The following is a 15,702-nucleotide window of genomic DNA, read 5'->3' on the forward strand; positions in this document are numbered from 1 at the left end:
GTTCAACACCACGCAGCAGATCGGCATGCCGGACACCGCCCGTCCACCGCTGCCGCCCATTACTCCTCCCCGAGCCCCGACCGCAGCTGGACGAAGGCGAGTTCGGCGGCCTCGACCGCACTGCCGTAAGCCTGGTCCGCGCTCTCCCCCGCGTCGATCCGCCGCCAGTTCTCCAGGCCCAGGATGCGCTGCACAGCGATGATCTGGCCCGCGGCCAGCCTGTCCCGTACCCGGTCGCCCAGCGCACGGGCGAGGGCCGCCTCCGAGCGGCCCTGGTAGGCGTACATGCGGGCCACCAGGGACGGCGTCCCGTACAGCAACCGCATGAACGCCAGCACCTGAGGCGCATCACAGAGCCCGGTCACCGGGTCGCGCCGCTCCAGGCCGTCCAGGAAGTGGCGGCGCAGGGCGTCCAGGGGGGACTCGGTGTCCGCGCGGGCTGCGACGACACGGGCCGCCTCGTCCTCATGGTCGGCGAACCGGTGCAGGGCCAGGTCCTCCTTGGTCGGGAAGTACCGGAACAGCGTCGGCTTGGAGATGTCCGCGGCGGCCGCCACCTCCGCCACCGAGACCTTGTCGAAGCCCCGCTCCAGGAACATCGCGATCGCGGCATCGGAGACCGCCTGGTACGTCAGCTGCTTCTTCCGCTCACGCAGGCTCATCGGCACATGGGCCGCAGAGGCTGCGGGGGCCGTATGCACCGCCGCCCCGGGCCATGATTTCTCTCCGCTCATGACCATGAAGCGTACGCCTTGACCTCAACCGGACTTGACGTCCGAGGGTGGTCGGACGGGCGCCGGACGAGCCGGCCGCCGACAGCCGGAACGCTGTGGTCCGGACGCGTGCGGTGCTGGTCGGGGAGCTGGGTGGTCCGCAGGTGCTGGTGGCGGCGGAGCTGCCCGAAGCGGTGGCGGGTCCGGGTGAGGTGGTGATCGAGGTGAGCAACGTTGACATCGGCTTCGTGGAGACCCAGATCCGTTCGGGTGGGTTCAGGGAGTTCTTCCCGGTCCGGACGCCGTACGTGCCGGGGTCGGCGGCGAGGCCGGCCTGGCGGCCTCCCCGCTGACGGCCGACGGCGGCCGGTTCTCCGCCCACGGGGCCCCGACCGGCGGCTTCGCCCCCGCCGACCCGCAGGAGGCGGCACGGCGCTCCATCTCGCTGTCCGGCATCGCGGACATCGAGGCCCGGCCTCGCCCCCTCAGTCCCGCGCCCGCGCCTCCACCAGGGCCTCGACCCCGTCCAGCACGCGTTCGAGCCCGAACCTGAACTCGTGGTCGGGCTCGTCCGGCGTCCCCATCACCTCGGACTTCAGCAGCCGGGAGAGCGACGGATGCCGTACGGGGTCGACGAGCCGGTCCAGGGTGCGGGCGTACCCGTCCATCACTTCCTGCGCCGGGATGCCGCGCGCCTCCACTGCGGCGGCGAGATCACCCGTCAGCAGCGCCGCGTTCCGTACGAACCCGCTGACCAGGAGGATGACGGAGACCTCCTCGCCCGCGCTCAGGCCGGTGCCTTCGAGAGCCTGGAGGCCCTGCTCCCACCAGGCGACGGAGTTCGACCCGGCGGCCGGGCTCGTCGGCAGTCCGCAACCGGAGGTGTTCTTCCTCGACGAGCCGACAACCGGCCTCGGCCCACGCAGCCGACAGCAGCTCTGGCAGGTGGTCCGCGACCCCGTCGGCCAGGACGCCACGGTCCTGCTCACCACCCAGTACCTGGAGGAGGCGGAAGGGCCGGCCCCGACCGCACCAACCAACCTTCAGGCTTTTTGGCGCATCACACTAGAACACGTCCGGGCACCAAGCCCGCCGCGCCGCCCGGAACATCCCGTCCGTCAGTGCCACCGCACCCGGCGTGAGTTCCTCGATGCGGCCCAGGGCCGCCAGTCGGACCGGGGACTCGTCGCCCAGATAGAGCGTCCCCAACTCCCTTACGTCCAGGGCGAGATCGGCGGACGCCGTGGTGGGGGTGCAGGTGGCGCCGGACGGGGAGGCGTCGAGGTGGTAGCGGCCGGTGGTCAGGCCCGTGGCGTCGAGGATGTCCAGGGTCAGTGCGCCGGGTACCGCGTAGGTGCGGGCCTCCAGGGCGCGTACGACGTCCAGGACGCGTATCCACAGCCAGTCCGCCTGGGTCACGATGCGGGCCGCGCGCGGGTCCGGAAGGAGAAGTGGCAGCAGGTCGTCGGGGGCGCGGTGGCCGGTGCGGACCGTGGTGATCCAGTCGATCGAGCAGACGAAGTGCCACAGCGCGCGCTCCGCGTCCGGGGTGACGGCGATCTGGCCGAGCACCGTGGCCCGGTTCAGCGGCTGCTTGGCGTCGCCCCAGTTGTCGTCGGCGCGGTAGGCGATCAGGCCGTCGGGCTCGCCGTCCGCGTTGCTGTAGACGGCGTAGAAGGGCTCCGTCCAGGTCTCGGGGCCGAACAGGTTCTCGCCGGTGTTCAGTTCCCACCAGCGCGTGTCGCGGCTGACCGCGCCGTGCTGCCGGGCGCGCAGCCGCTCGTGGAGGGCCGGGCCCAGTTTGCGTACGTCCGCGCCGCTCACCAGGTCGATCCGGCCGCCGTCCTGCGCGGAGGGCCCCGACCAGCGCGGGTCGAGGCCCGTCCGCGGTACGTCGATCTCCCACTCGGTGGTCCAGGCGGCCGGGCCGAACCCGTACCGCCCGTAGATCGGGTACTCGGCGGCGATCAGCGTGGCGACGACGTCGCCGCGCTCCTTCGCCGCCGCCAGGTCCGTGGCCATCATCCGGTTGAGCAGCCCGCGACGGCGGTGCGTGGGAGACACCGTGACGTTGGAGACCGCGTCGGCCTGCACCGTGGCACCGCCGACGACCGTGAGCTCCTGCGCGAACGAACGGAACGTGGCCACGCACCGCCCGCCGTCGAACGCGCCCTGCGTACGGGCCAGGTCGGTGTGCGGGAGGCGGTCGGCGACCTCCTCGGCCGTCACCACCGGCGGGCGCAGAAAGCCGGTGTTCAGGGCTTGCCGCCAGCCGGGGAACTCGGATTCGGTGATCGCACGGACGTCAAGGCGCATACACCCCACGCTAGATACCGGCTCACCGAATGTCGCCCGATTTTTCCGCCGACGGGGAATCCGGTCAGAACGCTGCCCGGATCTCGCCGACCTCGCCGCCGCCGCCCAGCAGAGGCGTGCGTCCGATCCGGGAGACCACCGGGGCGTCGATGCCGAGCAGGCGCAGCGACTGTGCCAGCACCGGGCCGAGTGCCCGCGTCGCACCGTCGTCGATCTTGAAGGCCAGTGCCCGGCCGTCCGCCAGCGCCACCGCCTGCACCGCCTCCGCGCCCATCTTGGAGAGCGTGCCCGGCACTTCCCGCATCAGCCAGGTGTCGGGGCGGCGCGTTCCGGCCACGTACTCGGGGTGGGCCCGCATCGCGTCGCCGACCCGGCGCTCCGCCGACCCCGGCTCCGCCAGCACGAACGAACGGAAGGCCCGCGCCAGACCCACCAGGCTGATCGCCATCAGCGGAGCCCCGCACCCGTCCGTACCGACCGCCGCGACCGGCTCCCCGGCAGCCTCCTCGACCACCTGGTGGACCAGCTGCTGGAGCGGGTGCGACGGGTCGAGGTACGAGGCCCGGTCCCAGCCGTTCACCCCGCACACCGCGAGCATCGCCGCGTGCTTGCCGGAGCAGTTCATGGTGATCCGGTCCCGGACGTGGCCCGCGGCGAGATACGCCTCCGCCTCCGCCGGATCCAGCGGCAGATCGGGCGGGGTCTGCAGATCGCCGGGCGTCAGTCCGTGTTCGGCGAGCATCGTGCGCACGAGTTCGAGGTGGAAGTCCTCGCCCGAGTGGCTCGCGGCGGCCAGTGCCAGCCGCTCCCCGGACAGATCGAGCCCGGCCCGCAGCACCGCCGCGGCCTGCATCGGCTTGTTGGAGGAGCGCGGGAAGACCGGCGCCGTCGGGTCGCCCAGAACCCGCTCCACGCTGCCGTCGGCGGCCAGTACGACCAGCGAGCCCCGGTGCCGGCCCTCCACGAAGCCGGACCGTACGACCTCGGCCAGGACGGGGCGGGCGGGGGATATGGCGGAGGGAGCAGCGGGGGCGGCGCTGGAGGTCATGGTGGCCTTCCGGGGACGGGGCGGACCCGCCCTCGGAAGGGTCGCTTCAGGCGAGCAGGTCGTCTACTTGTGCTTCACCATCACGGTACCTGCGGGCGATCTCGGCACTGCAATCGTCAGCGGTCCGTTGCAGCTGGTGACGGCGTCGGGAGACCTGCTGTTCGTAGCGGACCAGGCGCCCCATCGCGGCGTGCAGCTCTTCGTCCGTACGGGCGTCGAGGTCGGAGAGTTCGACCTCGGCGAGCGTCTCGGCCGCCAGCCGGCGGTACTCGTCGCTGCGCGGCGTGGTGAGCGTGACATGCCTGGCGGAGGAGCGGTGCCGGGACGGGGTGTCGGCGAGGATCTCCGAGAGCCGGTCCACCACGGGTGTCTCCGGATCCAGCCTTCGGGCCAGCTCGGCCCGCAGGATGTCGATCCGCCCCTGGACCAGCCGCCGCACATAGCTGAGGTCGGCCTCGTCGCGCTGCGATTCGCGGCGCAGGGTGCGCAGCTCCGGCAGTCGCAGGCCGTCCAGCTCGGACTGCGGTCCCGCGGACGGGCCGTCCACGAGACCGTGGCCGGTTCGCTGCACGGGTGGGCGCATGGTGCTGGTGCTGGTGCTGGTGCTGGTGCTGGTGCTGGTGCTGGTGCTGGTGGTTACGGTGCCGGTGCGCGTGCCCGGCACGGCGCCGGGGGACTGCCCGGTTCCATAGGTACTCATGCTGTTGTCCATCCCCTCGACCGGTGCGTCGGCGCACCGCCTTCCGAGCATGGTGCCACTCCCGTGGGGGCTGTGTGGATGCTCTGTACCCGTTCAGCCCAAGATAGGTTGGTCTGTATGCGTGCAGTGGTACAGAGGGTGGACGGTGCGAGCGTCACGGTGTCCGACGGCGCGGGCGCGTCGGGCGGGCCCGAGGTGGTCGGCGAAATCGTCGGCGAGGGGCTGTGTGTGCTGGTGGGAGTCACCCACGGGGACACCGCGGAGAAGGCGGCGCAGCTCGCCCGCAAGCTCTGGTCGGTCCGCATTCTGGAGGGCGAGAAGTCCTGCTCCGATGTGAATGCACCACTTCTGGTGATTTCGCAGTTCACTCTCTACGGGGACGCCCGGAAGGGGCGCAGGCCCACGTGGAACGCCGCGGCGCCCGGCGAGATCGCCGAACCGCTGGTCGACGAGGTGGTGGCACAGCTGCGGGCGCTGGGGGCGCAGGCGGAGACGGGCCGGTTCGGGGCGGACATGCGGGTCTCGCTCACGAACCATGGCCCGTTCACCGTCATCATCGAGGTCTGAGCCGGGTCGGTTCCGAGTCGGGTCCGTGTCAGGCCTGAGGCAGGTCGAGCAGTCGGTGCAGACGGTCGCGCGTAGAGAATCTACGCACAGCTACGGCTCCACCACCGTCTCCTGGGCTGCGGCCGTGTCCCCCGCGAGCAGCTCCGCGTCCACCGCGACGTTCCGCTTGACCAGGGCCAGTGCGATCGGTCCCAGCTCGTGGTGGCGGGCCGACGTGGTGATGAAGCCCAGCTGACGGCCCTCGGCGCCATCCGCGGCGAGCCGTACCGGTGTGCCGTGCCCGGGCAGGACGACCTCGCTGCCGTCGAGGTGCAGGAAGACCAGCCGCCGCGGCGGCTTGCCCAGGTTCTGCACCCGGGCCACGGTCTCCTGACCGCGGTAGCAGCCCTTCTGGAGGTGGACGGCGGTGCCGATCCAGCCCAGCTCGTGCGGGATGGTGCGGTGGTCGGTCTCGAAGCCGAGGCGCGGACGGTGCGCCTCGACGCGCAGCGCCTCGTACGCCAGGATGCCGGCCACGGGGCCGTGCCCGGCCGCGTACTTCCCCAGGTCGGCGCGGGGCAGGAACAGATCCCGGCCGTACGCCGTCTCCCGTACCGTCACGCCGTCCGGGACCTCCGCGATGGAGCCGGCCGGCAGGTACACCACGGCGAAGTCCTCGGTGCGGTCGGCGACTTCGACCCGGTAGAAGAACTTCATGGATTCCAGATAGGCGACGAGGTCGCCCTGCGTGCCCGGTTCGGCATGCATCCACACGGTCTCGCCGTCGTCGACGAGATAGAGGGCGTGCTCGATGTGCCCGTTCGCGGTGAGGATCAGGGCCTCGGTGGCCTGTCCCGGGACGAGTTCGCTGACATGCTGGGTGAGCAGGAGATGCAGCCAGGCCAGCCGGTCGCTGCCGGTGACGGTGACGACGGCGCGGTGCGAGAGGTCGACGAGGCCGGAGCCTTCGGCGAGGGCGCGCTGCTCGCGGAACAGGTCACCGTAGTGCGCGGCGACGCCTTCGTCGCGGCCTTCGGCGGGGACGGCGCCGGGCAGGGACAGCAGAGGGCTCTTCATGCGACCAGCGTACGACGCGATTTACGGCCGCCCTCCGGCTGCCGGGCGGCCCAGGGCCTGTCCGGCGGATCGGACGCGCCCCCGACCATGATCTGCCGGACAGGCCCTGAGACCGACCGGCAAATGGGGGGTGGGAGAAGGAGCGGGGCTGGGTGCGTGCAGCTGCGAGGCGGAGGAGGGAGGCAACGCGGAGCGTTGTCGACTGACGACACGCCGGAGGGGGTCCCCCTGGCCCTCAAGGCCTTGGGGGAGTGCGCGCCCAGCCCCGCGACGCCGCCCCCCATTTGCCGGTCGGTCTAAGGCTTGGGATCGGCCGCGCCGGCCGTCCGGGCCGCACCCTCGGACGCCACCTTCGCCGTGCAGTCGGCGCAGCGGCCGAAGATCGCGAAGTGCTTCATGTCCGTCTCGAAACCGAAGGTGCCCCGCAGCTTCGCGGTGAACTCGGCGACGACGTCGACATCGGCCTCGATGACGTTCGTACAGTCGCGGCAGACCAGATGGATGTGGTGGTGGCGGTCGGCCAGATGGTACGTCGGTGCCCCGTGGCCCAGATGGGCGTGGCTGACCAGCTCCAGCTCCTCCAGGAGCTCGAGCGTCCGGTAGACGGTGGAGATGTTCACGCCGGACGCGGTCCTGCGCACCTCGGAGAGGATGTCGTCGGGCGTCGCGTGTTCCAGCGTGTCGACGGCTTCCAGGACAAGCTGCCGCTGCGGCGTCAGACGATAGCCGCGCTGCCGGAGATCGGTCTTCCAGTCGGTGCTCACCACAGGCCCAGTGTAGGACCGGGTGAGCACCTGTCCGCAGCTTTGTACGAAGGGAAACCCGTGAACGGGCGGGACTACTTGAAGAAGGCGATGCCGTCGTCCGGCAGGTCGCCGAGGCTCTTCGCCATCGCCTCGACCTCTTCCGGGGTGACGGTCTTCTTCAGATGCGCCGACATGTACGGGCGCAGCTCCACCTCGGGGGTGGCCTTCTCGCCGACCCACATCAGGTCACTCTTCACGTAGCCGTAGAGACGCTTGCCACCGCTGTACGGGCCGGAGGCCGCGGTCCGGGCCACCGCGTCGGTGACCAGGTCGATCTGCGGCTTCTTGTCGGCCAGCTCGCCGTACCAGATCTCGATGACGCCCTGGTCGCGGACCATGACGACCTCGACCTTGCGGTCCTTGTCGATGCGCCAGTAGCCGGACTCGGACTCCAGCGGCTTGACCTTCTTGCCCTCGGAGTCGAGCACCCAGGTGTGCGAGACGTACTCCAGGAAGTCCCGGCCGTCGTGGCTGAAGGAGACTTCCTGGCCGAAGTTGCACTGCTCGGCGCCGGGGAAGTCGGAGACACCGGCGCCCGCCCAGTTGCCGAGGAGGAAGGCCAGCGGGACGAGGTCCGGGTGGAGGTCGGACGGGATCTCGATCATGAGCGGCTCAGACGATCTGTGAGGTGGGGGCGGGTGGCTGCGGACGTGACACATCGGGCATGAGTGTCACGTTCGTGACGGGGGGTACCCGCGCGGACGGAGGCGAGGGCGGCCAGGGTCAGCGCTGACCCTGGTACAGCTTCTTCACGGTCACGCCGGCGAAGGCGATAACGCCGACGCAGACCAGGACCAGCAGGGCGGAGAAGAATGCCTCAAGCACGGGAGCTCCTTGGAACGAGCGGTATGGCAGCAATACGGGGCCGGGCCCCAGCCTAATGGGTTGGGGCCCGTCCCGTCGGTTCGGGGTTTGCCCGGGGATCGCCGAGGGGCAGGTCAGCCCAGCAGCTGGTTCTGCAGGATCAGCGTCTGGTGGAACGGAACGCTCCGAGTGCCCTCCTTGCCCTTGCGGGACTGGACGACGAGGGCGAGCGTGTCGCCGGCGACCAGGTAACCCTGGCGGACCTGCGCCTCGCCGTACGGCTTCGCCTCGTCGTACGCGTACGACGCGGTGCGCTCCACCTTGCCCGCGCCGTTCCAGCCTTCGTCGAGGACCATCCCGGACGTCTCGGACGTCCCGACGAGCGGCACCCCGGAGGGGGTGTCCTGGACGATCGCGTCCCTGAAGTACTGCGCGAAGGCCGTCGAATTGAACTGCACGAGATAAATCCGGGACGACGTGCCGTCGGGCATCGTCCAGCCGCGGGCGGCGACGTGCCGCGGAGCAGAGTCCTTCAGTATGTGTGTGATGTCGGAGCGCTTGCCCTTCACATACTCGGAGAGGTACTGCTCCGTACTCACCCAGCCGCCATCGAGCTTCTTGTCCACGGTTGCTCCGGCCGGGGCGGGCAGCAGCAGACGCCGCAGGTCGGCGTGGTGGATCTCGGCGACATTGCCGTCGCTGTACGGGCGGGGCAAGCCGGCCGGGAGCGCGGGCAGGCTGAGCTCGGGATAGTCCCAGCGGCCGTCGCTCTCGGTCGCCAGACCGGGCACGTCGGTGCGCTCCATCGAGGTGATACCGAAGGCCGTACCGGCGCCGAGGCCGCCGAGAACCAGGGCCGCGACAGTCCACCGGGCGACGGCCCGCAGGACGCGCCTGGGCTGCTTGGGCACCGGCGGCGGGGCCGACGGAGGCTCGGGCGCCTGCGGTACGGGGGTGGCCTCGGAGGGCGCGGCAGGCTCGGTCCCGGCGGGCGCGGCGGGCGTTTCCGTCGTCTGCTCGGTCATACGTACTCCCCCGGAGACGCGATGTGGTCGAGCTGGTCCTTCAGCAATTCGGCGACGGCCTCCCGGTCGAAGGGCACGGTGCCGGACACCGAGACGCCGATGCTCAGCTCGCCGTCGTACGCCATGCACTCCATGGACACCATGAAGTCCTCGTCGGCTTCGCTGTCCTTGCGCAGGAGGAAGCACTTGGCGTGCCTCGTGTGTCCCTGGATCTTCGGACCCCGGCGGAAGATGCCGATGGTCTCGGAGAGGTCCGACCTGACGTTGTAGAGGTTCCGGACCGCCTTCTTGTCCTTCATCCGCATGATCTGTGTTTCCACCAGCAGGTCGTTGCCGTCCGATACATAGGAACGGACGGCGGTGCCCTCGATACGGAGCTCGTCGATCCGCTTCTCGTAGTCCCGGCGCTCCTTGCCCGCGAGACCGCGGGCGCTCTCCTTCACCGCAGCTGCCGCCTTCCTGCCGCTCTGCTCGCCGTCGTTGCCCATCTCGCCGATGTCGGGGCCGAGCCGGTAGCCGATCGGGACCGGCAGCAGCAACTTGCTGAGCTCGGTGGAGGCCCTGCCCCGGGCCACGTCGCCGGCCGGGTCCTTGCCCGGCTCGTGCTCGGGCTCCTGCCAGAGGACGGTCCTGACGCTGTGGTCGGCGCTGCCCACCGTGCTGCTGGTGTAGGCGGCCGCACCTGCGACCGCGGCGATCACCAGCACGACGGGGAGCGCTGTGCGGATCAGCCGGCGTGAGCGGCCGGGGGCGGCCGGGGGAAGCGGGGCCGCGGGCCCGGGAGCGTCGGCGCTCTCGTCGGGCGTCGTCACCTGCGTGGTCACGTCGTTCACAGGCGCTCCAGCTGTCGCTCGGCCAGCGTCCGGATGTCCTTCTTGCTGATCGGTACGGTGTCGTAGATGTTGATGTCGGCCATGATGTCGCCGCGGTACACGATGGCCCTGGCCCGATAGGACGGCAGATAGCCCGGCTTCCGCTCGACCTCGTAGAGGTAGTAGCGGCCGTTGCCGCTTCCCTTGAGCGGATCGCCGTCGTTGCCCGCACCGAACTCGGTGCCGGGCATGTACGAACGCTGGCCCTCGGCCAAGACCTGGGCTTCCTGCACGACGCCCGAGCGGAACTGCACGAGATGGGTCTCGGCGGTGCGGTACTGCCCGCGCTTCCAGGCGGCACCCGCGATCCGGCGCATGTCGGACTCCAGGAAGTACTCGTACTGGTCGCCCTTGTCCCTGAAGGTGCGGGCGTACTCGTCCACGCCCAGCCAGCCGTCGCGGAGGCCCGGCGCCGCCTTGTCCTCGCTCCAGCCCGCGGGTCTGTCGGCGAGCAGCTTGCGCAGGTCGCCGCCCGTCCTGACCCGCCGGTCCTCGGAGGCGGGCAGCGGGTCCGGGGCCTTGCCCGCGGGCAGTGCCTTCGCCGGGTACGCCAGATCGGGCTGCGACAGGGCGGGCAGCGGGGTCGGGGCGCGTCCGGCCTGCACGTCGTAGCCCACGGCGGTGCCGCCCGCGATGCCGAGCACCGCGGCAGCGGCGATCAGCAGCGCCGTGCGCCCGCGCGGGCGCTTCACGACGGGCGCGGCGACCGGTGCGGCCCCCGGCTCGGCCACGGGCGCCGACTCGGGAACGGGCTGGGGCTGAGGCTCGGGCTCGGGTCCGGCCTCGAGCACCGCCTCCGGCACCGGCTCCGGTGTCTCTCCCGCCAACGATGGCGCTACGGCACCGGCCGGTATCTCCTCCGCGGCGAGCGGCCCGGCCTGCCCGTCAGGAATGGTGTCTTTCGGTTCCAAAAGGGGTCCCCCCACGAGACCTGAGGCGCGAATTCCGTTATCCGCGCACACACCTGACTGCCACCGGGGAGATGAGGTTGCCCGCCCGGCGATTACAGTTCGGCATATGCCGAAGAAGCTCGTGATCAAGGTGACTGCCGGTGCCGACTCAGCCGAGCGCTGCTCGCAGGCGTTCACGGTGGCCGCGGTCGCCGTCGCCAGCGGCGTGGAGGTCTCGCTCTGGCTGACCGGCGAATCCTCATGGTTTGCTCTGCCGGGGCGCGCCGCGGAGTTCGAACTGCCGCATGCCGCGCCGCTGCCGGATCTGATCGAGTCGATCCAGGCGGGCGGGCAGATCACCCTGTGCACGCAGTGCGCGGCCCGTCGCGACATCACCGAGCAGGACGTCCTGGAGGGCGTACGGATCGCGGGCGCCCAGGTCTTCGTCAGCGAGATCATGGCCGACGGCGTCCAGGCCCTCGTCTACTGACGCACCCGCGCCGTACCCGCTACCGCCGCTTCTTGCCGTCGAGCTCGTCCCACCACTCGTCGGACTGCGGGTCGCCCGACGGATCGTCCCACCAGCGGTCCTCCGGGCCCCGACGGTTGGCGACCATGGCCGCGACGGGCGGAATCACCATGGCGACGACGCACATCGCTATCGCGGCGGGCATCGACCACAGTCTGACAAAGGACCAGGCCGATACGAAGAGGACGATGCAGCCGCCCATCATGAGGAAATAGCCGCGACGGCGTCGGGCGTACATAACTCAAGCGTAGGCCCGTTCCCGCCCACGCGAACGGCGCGAAGGGCCGTACCCCGCTTCAGAAGGCGTCCAACCCCCGGGGTACGGCCCTTCGGCCGGTAAGGCGTCGCGGGAGCTCCGGGCCGGTCCGGCGGACGCAGTCCGGCGCATCGGCTCGAAGCCCGCGAAGCGGCACGAGGCCGCGTTCGGAACTAGACGGCGATCGCGACCTCGGAGAGGCCACCCGTCTGCGCCACGACCGTGCGGTCGGCGCTGCCGCCCGGGACGAGGGCGCGCAGCGTCCACGTGCCCTCGGCCGCGTAGAACCGGAACTGTCCGGTCGCCGAGGTCGGGACCTCCGCGGTGAACTCGCCGGTCGAGTCCAGCAGGCGTACGTAACCGGTGACGGGTTCGCCGTCGCGGGTCACGCTGCCCTGGATGGTGGTCTCACCGGGCTTGATGGTCGAAGCGTCGGGGCCACCGGCCTTTGCTCCACACATGGTGTTCTGTCCTTCTTGGTCGGGGGTCGTGCTGGTCCGGGTCGTGCGGAGTTACTTGTTGGCGCCGAGCTCGATCGGCACACCCACGAGGGAGCCGTACTCGGTCCACGAACCGTCGTAGTTCTTGACGTTCTCCTGGCCGAGCAGCTCGTGCAGCACGAACCAGGTGAGCGCGGAGCGCTCGCCGATACGGCAGTACGCGATGGTGTCCTTCGCCAGGTCGACCTGCTCGTCCTCGTAGAGGGCCTTGAGCTCGTCGTCCGACTTGAAGGTGCCGTCGTCGTTGGCGTTCTTCGACCACGGGATGTTGCGGGCGGTCGGCACATGGCCGGGGCGCTGGGACTGCTCCTGCGGGAGGTGCGCCGGGGCGAGCAGCTTGCCGCTGAACTCGTCGGGCGACCGCACGTCGACCAGGTTCTGGCTGCCGATCGCCTTCACGACCTCGTCGCGGTAGGCGCGGATCGACTCGTCCTGCGGCTGGGCCTTGTACGCGGTGGCCGGGCGGGACGGGATCTGGTCGCCGTCGACCAGGTCGCGGGAGTCGAGCTCCCACTTCTTGCGGCCGCCGTCGAGCAGGCGGACGTCCTGGTGACCGTAGAGCTTGAAGTACCAGAACGCGTAGGACGCGAACCAGTTGTTGTTGCCGCCGTACAGGACGACAGTGGTGTCGTTGCCGATGCCCTTCTCGGACAGCAGCTTCTCGAAGCCGGCCTGGTCGATGAAGTCGCGGCGGATCGGGTCCTGGAGGTCCTTGGTCCAGTCGATCCGGATCGCGTTCTTGATGTGGTTCTTCTCGTACGCCGAGGTGTCCTCGTCGACCTCGACGAGAGCGATCTTCGGGTCGTCGATGTGGGCCTCGACCCAGTCGGCGTCTACCAGGACGTCACTGCGGCTCATTCTGTTCTCCTCCGGGGCAGTCTGCGGCGAGATGATGCGAGACGGTGCGTGATGCGGACGTACGGCGGCACAGGGTGCGGCGCACGTGCACAGGCGATCGGGATGGGCCCTGACATCGGTCGAAGGGCCGGGGAATGCGGGGCGCCGAAGGCTCCCGCTCAGACAGTGCGACAGAGCATGGCGGCGACGCGGCACAGGTCCACTGCCCGCCGCTTCGTGAGATCCGCCCGTCCCCGCTGTGGGAGACCGCCAATAGAGCACTGCATGGGACCGATCGTAGGGAGGTGGGGGCGGGCATGTCACCGCCGTGTCGCATTGTGAGACACGATCGTCCGTGATGTGGGACACGCATCGCGTTACGGCTTCTCCCGCGTCGGCCCCTCGCCGTCGGCGCCCGTCGCCATCTACGGATCGGACACAGCCGTCTCAATATGTGGAGCGCAGGGTCGTTGAGGCCCCCATTTGCCGGTCGGACTTATCCCGCGAGCCGTACGTCCGTGCCCGTCACCGAGATCTCCAGGCCGTCGGCGGTCGGCTGGATCTTCTCCAGCTTCAGACCGCTGGGCAGACCGCCGACCTCCCGCTCGAAGTCGGTCTTCTCGCGCACCAGACCCTCCAGCCCCGGGATGCCCTCGCCCGGCACCTTGTCCGCGTGCACCTTGATCGTGTGGCCGCCGACCAGAGTGACGGTGGAGAGCACACTGCGCGAGAGCGGGTTGCCGAGGATGTCGACCGTGCCGGTCACCTTCACCTTGCCGTTGCCGCCGTACTCGACGACGACGCCGTCGCTGGCGGCCTTGGTCAGGTCCTCGTACGAGATGACGGCGGTGCCGGTGGCACGGGCGGCGGTGGCGCTGGAGTAGCCGTCGGCGAGCTTCACCTCGTGCAGCGCGGCGTTCATCCGGCTGATCCGGATCCTGCGGCCGTTGGCATCGGTCTCGATGCCGGTGATCTTGACGTCGACCTCGTCGAGCTGGTCTCCGGCGACCTGCGTCAGGAACGGGAATCCCTTGATGGAGACGTCCGTCGAGCCGATCGTGGCGCCGGTGACCTGGACCCGCCCCTCGACCTCCGACTCGGCGAAGTACACCGCCGCCCGGTCGACAGCGACGAAGATCCCGCCCAGAACCACCACTGTCACCAGCAGTATTCGCAGTGCACGCATGCCCGCTCTTCCCCCACCCTGAATCCGGCCGGACCCCTGGCGCCCGCGCGTCCACTATGGATGCACAGCGCGCCCGGGGTCATCGACGAGTGGTCGCCCCCCTTCGGTTCCCGGGGGCGACACCGTTCCGCGCTACGCGATCGCACGACCGATCAGATAGACGGCGGGGGCCGCGGCGGTGAGCGGCAGTGCCACACCGGCCGTCATGTGGACGAACCGTGACGGGTAGTCGTAGCTCGCCACCCGCAGCCCGATCAGTGCGCAACCACCCGCCGCGAGGCCGAGCAGCGCACCCTTCGTACCGAAGTCGGTGAACGCCCCCGCCACCGCACCGGCGCCCGCGGCGGCGAGCAGCGCCGCCACGACCGAGACAGGTCCGGGCAGCGGCAGCGCGCGGACGAGCACGGCGACCGCGACGGCCACCCCGCCCACCGTCACCGCGTCCGGGACCGCCGCGAGATGTCCTGCGGCCAGGACGGAGAGGGCGGCCGACGCGACGGTGGCCATCAGCCCCTGCATCCGCTCGTCGGCGCTCGCGTGGCTGCGCAGCTGGAGTACCAGGGTGAGCAGCACCCAGATGCCGAGGGTGCCGAGGATGGCGGCCGGTCCGTTCTCACGGCCCGCGACGAGCAGTGCGATGTCGGCTACGAAGCCACCGGCGAACGCGAGCGCGATGCCCTGCCGGGCCGGCCACATGCCGTTGAGCCGGAACCAGCCGGCCGCGGTCACGGCCTGGAGCAGCACCAGGGGTACGACCAGGGCGTACGGCCCGATCGCGGCGCCGACGGCGAGCAGCAGCCCGAGTCCCGCGGTGATCCCGGCGGGCTGCATACCCGGCGCGATGATCGGCGAACGGCCCTCGGCGCGGGCACGCTGGGCATCGGTGATGCGGCTGTTGCCCAGGGTGGTGGGCGCGCTGTAACCGGCGGCATCGTGTGCGGATGCGGTGGCGGCCGGAGTCGCGCCGGCGGGCGCGTCCGCCCGGACCGGCTCGGCCGCGACGGGCGCGACCGGGGCCTCGGGAGGCAGCGGGTAGGAGCCGGAGGCACCCAGCGGCGGCTGCGGATATCCGGTCTCGGCGGCGGCCGGAACGGACTGCTGCACCGGCTGGGCGGACTGGGCGGGCCGGATGGCCGGCTGGTACTGGGTGTCCCAGGTCTGGCCCTCCCAGGTCTGGGTGACACCGGGATCCTGCGGGCCGTGCCCATCAGGCGCGGCGGGCTCCTGCATGTGCCCGGCCGGCCACGCGGGCCCGGGGTTCGCCCGGGGTGCCTGGTTCGGGTTGTACGGGCCGTGCGCCTGTTGCGGGGCTCCGTACGGGGCCTGCCGACCGTACGACTGCGCGCCGTAGGACTCGCCCCCGTACGACTGCTGACCGTAGGACTGGTCGCCGTAGGACTGGTCGCCGTAGGACTGATCCGCGTACGGCTGATTTCCGTACGACTGATTTCCGTACGGCTGCGCGCCGTAGGGCTGGTCGCCGTAGGACCGCTCCCCGTACGGCTGCGCGGGCTGCGGCTCCTGGCCGTTCAGCGGGTCGTACCCGTAGACCGGGTCCTGTCCGTACGGATGCTGCTGATCGTTGCTGCTCATGTTC

At 70.7% G+C, this 15,702-nt stretch carries 20 protein-coding genes and 1 pseudogene; 4 read left to right on the forward strand and 17 right to left on the reverse strand.

Going from position 1 to position 15,702, the window contains the following annotated elements:
- Window positions 1-59: 59 nt before the first annotated feature.
- The gene (locus tag OG609_RS18750) at window positions 60-740 is read right to left on the reverse strand and encodes a TetR/AcrR family transcriptional regulator (protein WP_382906902.1); all 681 of its coding nucleotides are present in this window, start codon (window positions 738-740) and stop codon (window positions 60-62) included.
- 41 nt (window positions 741-781) lie between these two features.
- Between OG609_RS18750 and OG609_RS18755 the strand changes: the two genes are divergently transcribed.
- The gene (locus OG609_RS18755; protein ID WP_327273886.1) at window positions 782-1,066 is read left to right on the forward strand and encodes a hypothetical protein; all 285 of its coding nucleotides are present in this window, start codon (window positions 782-784) and stop codon (window positions 1,064-1,066) included.
- Window positions 1,067-1,198: 132 nt separating this feature from the next.
- Here the strand turns inward: OG609_RS18755 and OG609_RS18760 are convergent, their stop codons facing one another.
- Window positions 1,199-1,639 (reverse strand): TetR/AcrR family transcriptional regulator C-terminal domain-containing protein, encoded by a 441-nt coding sequence (locus tag OG609_RS18760; RefSeq protein ID WP_442818079.1) that lies wholly within the window; start codon window positions 1,637-1,639, stop codon window positions 1,199-1,201.
- Here OG609_RS18760 and OG609_RS18765 point away from each other — a divergent pair.
- Window positions 1,557-1,727: pseudogene (locus tag OG609_RS18765) on the forward strand (ABC transporter); the annotation flags it as partial. The gene OG609_RS18760 and the pseudogene OG609_RS18765 sit on opposite strands and share 83 nt — an antisense overlap.
- A 51-nt stretch (window positions 1,728-1,778) precedes the next feature.
- Here the strand turns inward: OG609_RS18765 and OG609_RS18770 are convergent.
- The 3 genes from OG609_RS18770 to OG609_RS18780 form a co-directional block, all read right to left on the reverse strand.
- The gene (locus OG609_RS18770; protein WP_327273887.1) at window positions 1,779-3,029 is read right to left on the reverse strand and encodes a GNAT family N-acetyltransferase; all 1,251 of its coding nucleotides are present in this window, start codon (window positions 3,027-3,029) and stop codon (window positions 1,779-1,781) included.
- 64 nt (window positions 3,030-3,093) lie between these two features.
- Window positions 3,094-4,077 (reverse strand): asparaginase, encoded by a 984-nt coding sequence (locus OG609_RS18775; protein WP_327273888.1) that lies wholly within the window; start codon window positions 4,075-4,077, stop codon window positions 3,094-3,096.
- A gap of 46 nt (window positions 4,078-4,123) precedes the next feature.
- Window positions 4,124-4,660: an RsiG family protein gene (locus OG609_RS18780; protein WP_327278104.1), complete on the reverse strand. Its 537-nt coding sequence runs from the start codon at window positions 4,658-4,660 to the stop codon at window positions 4,124-4,126.
- Between the two features lie 234 nt (window positions 4,661-4,894).
- Here OG609_RS18780 and dtd point away from each other — a divergent pair, with 234 nt between their 5' ends.
- Complete coding sequence (gene dtd, locus OG609_RS18785) at window positions 4,895-5,344, forward strand: D-aminoacyl-tRNA deacylase (RefSeq protein ID WP_327273889.1); 450 nt, start codon at window positions 4,895-4,897, stop codon at window positions 5,342-5,344.
- Window positions 5,345-5,434: 90 nt separating this feature from the next.
- On the opposite strand, the gene ygfZ is transcribed toward dtd, so the two are convergent.
- From ygfZ to OG609_RS18815, 6 genes are all read right to left on the reverse strand, one after another.
- Window positions 5,435-6,400 (reverse strand): CAF17-like 4Fe-4S cluster assembly/insertion protein YgfZ, encoded by a 966-nt coding sequence (gene ygfZ / locus OG609_RS18790; RefSeq protein WP_327273890.1) that lies wholly within the window; start codon window positions 6,398-6,400, stop codon window positions 5,435-5,437.
- A 296-nt stretch (window positions 6,401-6,696) separates the two neighbouring features.
- The gene (locus OG609_RS18795; RefSeq protein ID WP_327273891.1) at window positions 6,697-7,167 is read right to left on the reverse strand and encodes a Fur family transcriptional regulator; all 471 of its coding nucleotides are present in this window, start codon (window positions 7,165-7,167) and stop codon (window positions 6,697-6,699) included.
- Between the two features lie 71 nt (window positions 7,168-7,238).
- Window positions 7,239-7,811: an FABP family protein gene (locus OG609_RS18800; RefSeq protein ID WP_114245760.1), complete on the reverse strand. Its 573-nt coding sequence runs from the start codon at window positions 7,809-7,811 to the stop codon at window positions 7,239-7,241.
- 333 nt (window positions 7,812-8,144) lie between these two features.
- The gene (locus OG609_RS18805) at window positions 8,145-9,035 is read right to left on the reverse strand and encodes a hypothetical protein (protein ID WP_327273892.1); all 891 of its coding nucleotides are present in this window, start codon (window positions 9,033-9,035) and stop codon (window positions 8,145-8,147) included.
- A complete protein-coding gene (locus OG609_RS18810; RefSeq protein ID WP_327273893.1) occupies window positions 9,032-9,868 on the reverse strand; it encodes a hypothetical protein in 837 nt (278 codons plus the stop codon). The genes OG609_RS18805 and OG609_RS18810 overlap by 4 nt, the downstream gene beginning before the upstream one ends.
- Window positions 9,865-10,818: a hypothetical protein gene (locus tag OG609_RS18815; protein WP_442817978.1), complete on the reverse strand. Its 954-nt coding sequence runs from the start codon at window positions 10,816-10,818 to the stop codon at window positions 9,865-9,867. Before OG609_RS18815 ends, OG609_RS18810 begins: the two co-directional genes overlap by 4 nt.
- A gap of 106 nt (window positions 10,819-10,924) precedes the next feature.
- Between OG609_RS18815 and OG609_RS18820 the strand changes: the two genes are divergently transcribed.
- Window positions 10,925-11,287 carry a DsrE family protein gene (locus OG609_RS18820; protein WP_093540233.1) on the forward strand — a complete coding sequence of 121 codons (363 nt, stop codon included), beginning with the start codon at window positions 10,925-10,927 and terminating at the stop codon, window positions 11,285-11,287.
- Between the two features lie 19 nt (window positions 11,288-11,306).
- On the opposite strand, the gene OG609_RS18825 is transcribed toward OG609_RS18820, so the two are convergent.
- From OG609_RS18825 to OG609_RS18845, 6 genes are all read right to left on the reverse strand, one after another.
- Window positions 11,307-11,564, reverse strand: coding sequence for a DUF3099 domain-containing protein (locus OG609_RS18825; protein WP_093899704.1), 258 nt, complete (start codon window positions 11,562-11,564; stop codon window positions 11,307-11,309).
- 191 nt (window positions 11,565-11,755) lie between these two features.
- Window positions 11,756-12,043, reverse strand: coding sequence for a DUF1416 domain-containing protein (locus tag OG609_RS18830; protein ID WP_018490348.1), 288 nt, complete (start codon window positions 12,041-12,043; stop codon window positions 11,756-11,758).
- 51 nt (window positions 12,044-12,094) lie between these two features.
- Window positions 12,095-12,940 (reverse strand): sulfurtransferase, encoded by an 846-nt coding sequence (locus OG609_RS18835; protein ID WP_327273894.1) that lies wholly within the window; start codon window positions 12,938-12,940, stop codon window positions 12,095-12,097.
- A gap of 158 nt (window positions 12,941-13,098) precedes the next feature.
- Entirely contained in the window at window positions 13,099-13,206 is a 108-nt protein-coding gene (locus tag OG609_RS46205; protein ID WP_350983699.1) for a putative leader peptide, read from the reverse strand.
- Window positions 13,207-13,415: 209 nt separating this feature from the next.
- Entirely contained in the window at window positions 13,416-14,105 is a 690-nt protein-coding gene (locus OG609_RS18840; protein WP_327273895.1) for an LmeA family phospholipid-binding protein, read from the reverse strand.
- Window positions 14,106-14,237: 132 nt separating this feature from the next.
- Entirely contained in the window at window positions 14,238-15,698 is a 1,461-nt protein-coding gene (locus OG609_RS18845; protein ID WP_327273896.1) for a hypothetical protein, read from the reverse strand.
- Window positions 15,699-15,702: the final 4 nt, after the last annotated feature.

Source organism: Streptomyces sp. NBC_01224, from assembly GCF_036002945.1.
Taxonomy (GTDB): Bacteria; Actinomycetota; Actinomycetes; order Streptomycetales; family Streptomycetaceae; genus Streptomyces.

What these genes read in the sequence shown, in the direction of transcription:
- OG609_RS18750 (WP_382906902.1), bottom strand. Translation starts at nt 740, where the DNA reads ATGGTCATGAGCGGAGAGAAATCATGGCCCGGGGCGGCGGTGCATACG.
- OG609_RS18770 (WP_327273887.1), bottom strand. Translation starts at nt 3,029, where the DNA reads ATGCGCCTTGACGTCCGTGCGATCACCGAATCCGAGTTCCCCGGCTGG.
- OG609_RS18775 (WP_327273888.1), bottom strand. Translation starts at nt 4,077, where the DNA reads ATGACCTCCAGCGCCGCCCCCGCTGCTCCCTCCGCCATATCCCCCGCC.
- OG609_RS18780 (WP_327278104.1), bottom strand. Translation starts at nt 4,660, where the DNA reads ATGCGCCCACCCGTGCAGCGAACCGGCCACGGTCTCGTGGACGGCCCG.
- dtd (WP_327273889.1), top strand. Translation starts at nt 4,895, where the DNA reads ATGCGTGCAGTGGTACAGAGGGTGGACGGTGCGAGCGTCACGGTGTCC.
- ygfZ (WP_327273890.1), bottom strand. Translation starts at nt 6,400, where the DNA reads ATGAAGAGCCCTCTGCTGTCCCTGCCCGGCGCCGTCCCCGCCGAAGGC.
- OG609_RS18800 (WP_114245760.1), bottom strand. Translation starts at nt 7,811, where the DNA reads ATGATCGAGATCCCGTCCGACCTCCACCCGGACCTCGTCCCGCTGGCC.
- OG609_RS18805 (WP_327273892.1), bottom strand. Translation starts at nt 9,035, where the DNA reads ATGACCGAGCAGACGACGGAAACGCCCGCCGCGCCCGCCGGGACCGAG.
- OG609_RS18820 (WP_093540233.1), top strand. Translation starts at nt 10,925, where the DNA reads ATGCCGAAGAAGCTCGTGATCAAGGTGACTGCCGGTGCCGACTCAGCC.
- OG609_RS18825 (WP_093899704.1), bottom strand. Translation starts at nt 11,564, where the DNA reads ATGTACGCCCGACGCCGTCGCGGCTATTTCCTCATGATGGGCGGCTGC.
- OG609_RS18830 (WP_018490348.1), bottom strand. Translation starts at nt 12,043, where the DNA reads ATGTGTGGAGCAAAGGCCGGTGGCCCCGACGCTTCGACCATCAAGCCC.
- OG609_RS18835 (WP_327273894.1), bottom strand. Translation starts at nt 12,940, where the DNA reads ATGAGCCGCAGTGACGTCCTGGTAGACGCCGACTGGGTCGAGGCCCAC.
- OG609_RS46205 (WP_350983699.1), bottom strand. Translation starts at nt 13,206, where the DNA reads ATGCAGTGCTCTATTGGCGGTCTCCCACAGCGGGGACGGGCGGATCTC.
- OG609_RS18840 (WP_327273895.1), bottom strand. Translation starts at nt 14,105, where the DNA reads ATGCGTGCACTGCGAATACTGCTGGTGACAGTGGTGGTTCTGGGCGGG.
- OG609_RS18845 (WP_327273896.1), bottom strand. Translation starts at nt 15,698, where the DNA reads ATGAGCAGCAACGATCAGCAGCATCCGTACGGACAGGACCCGGTCTAC.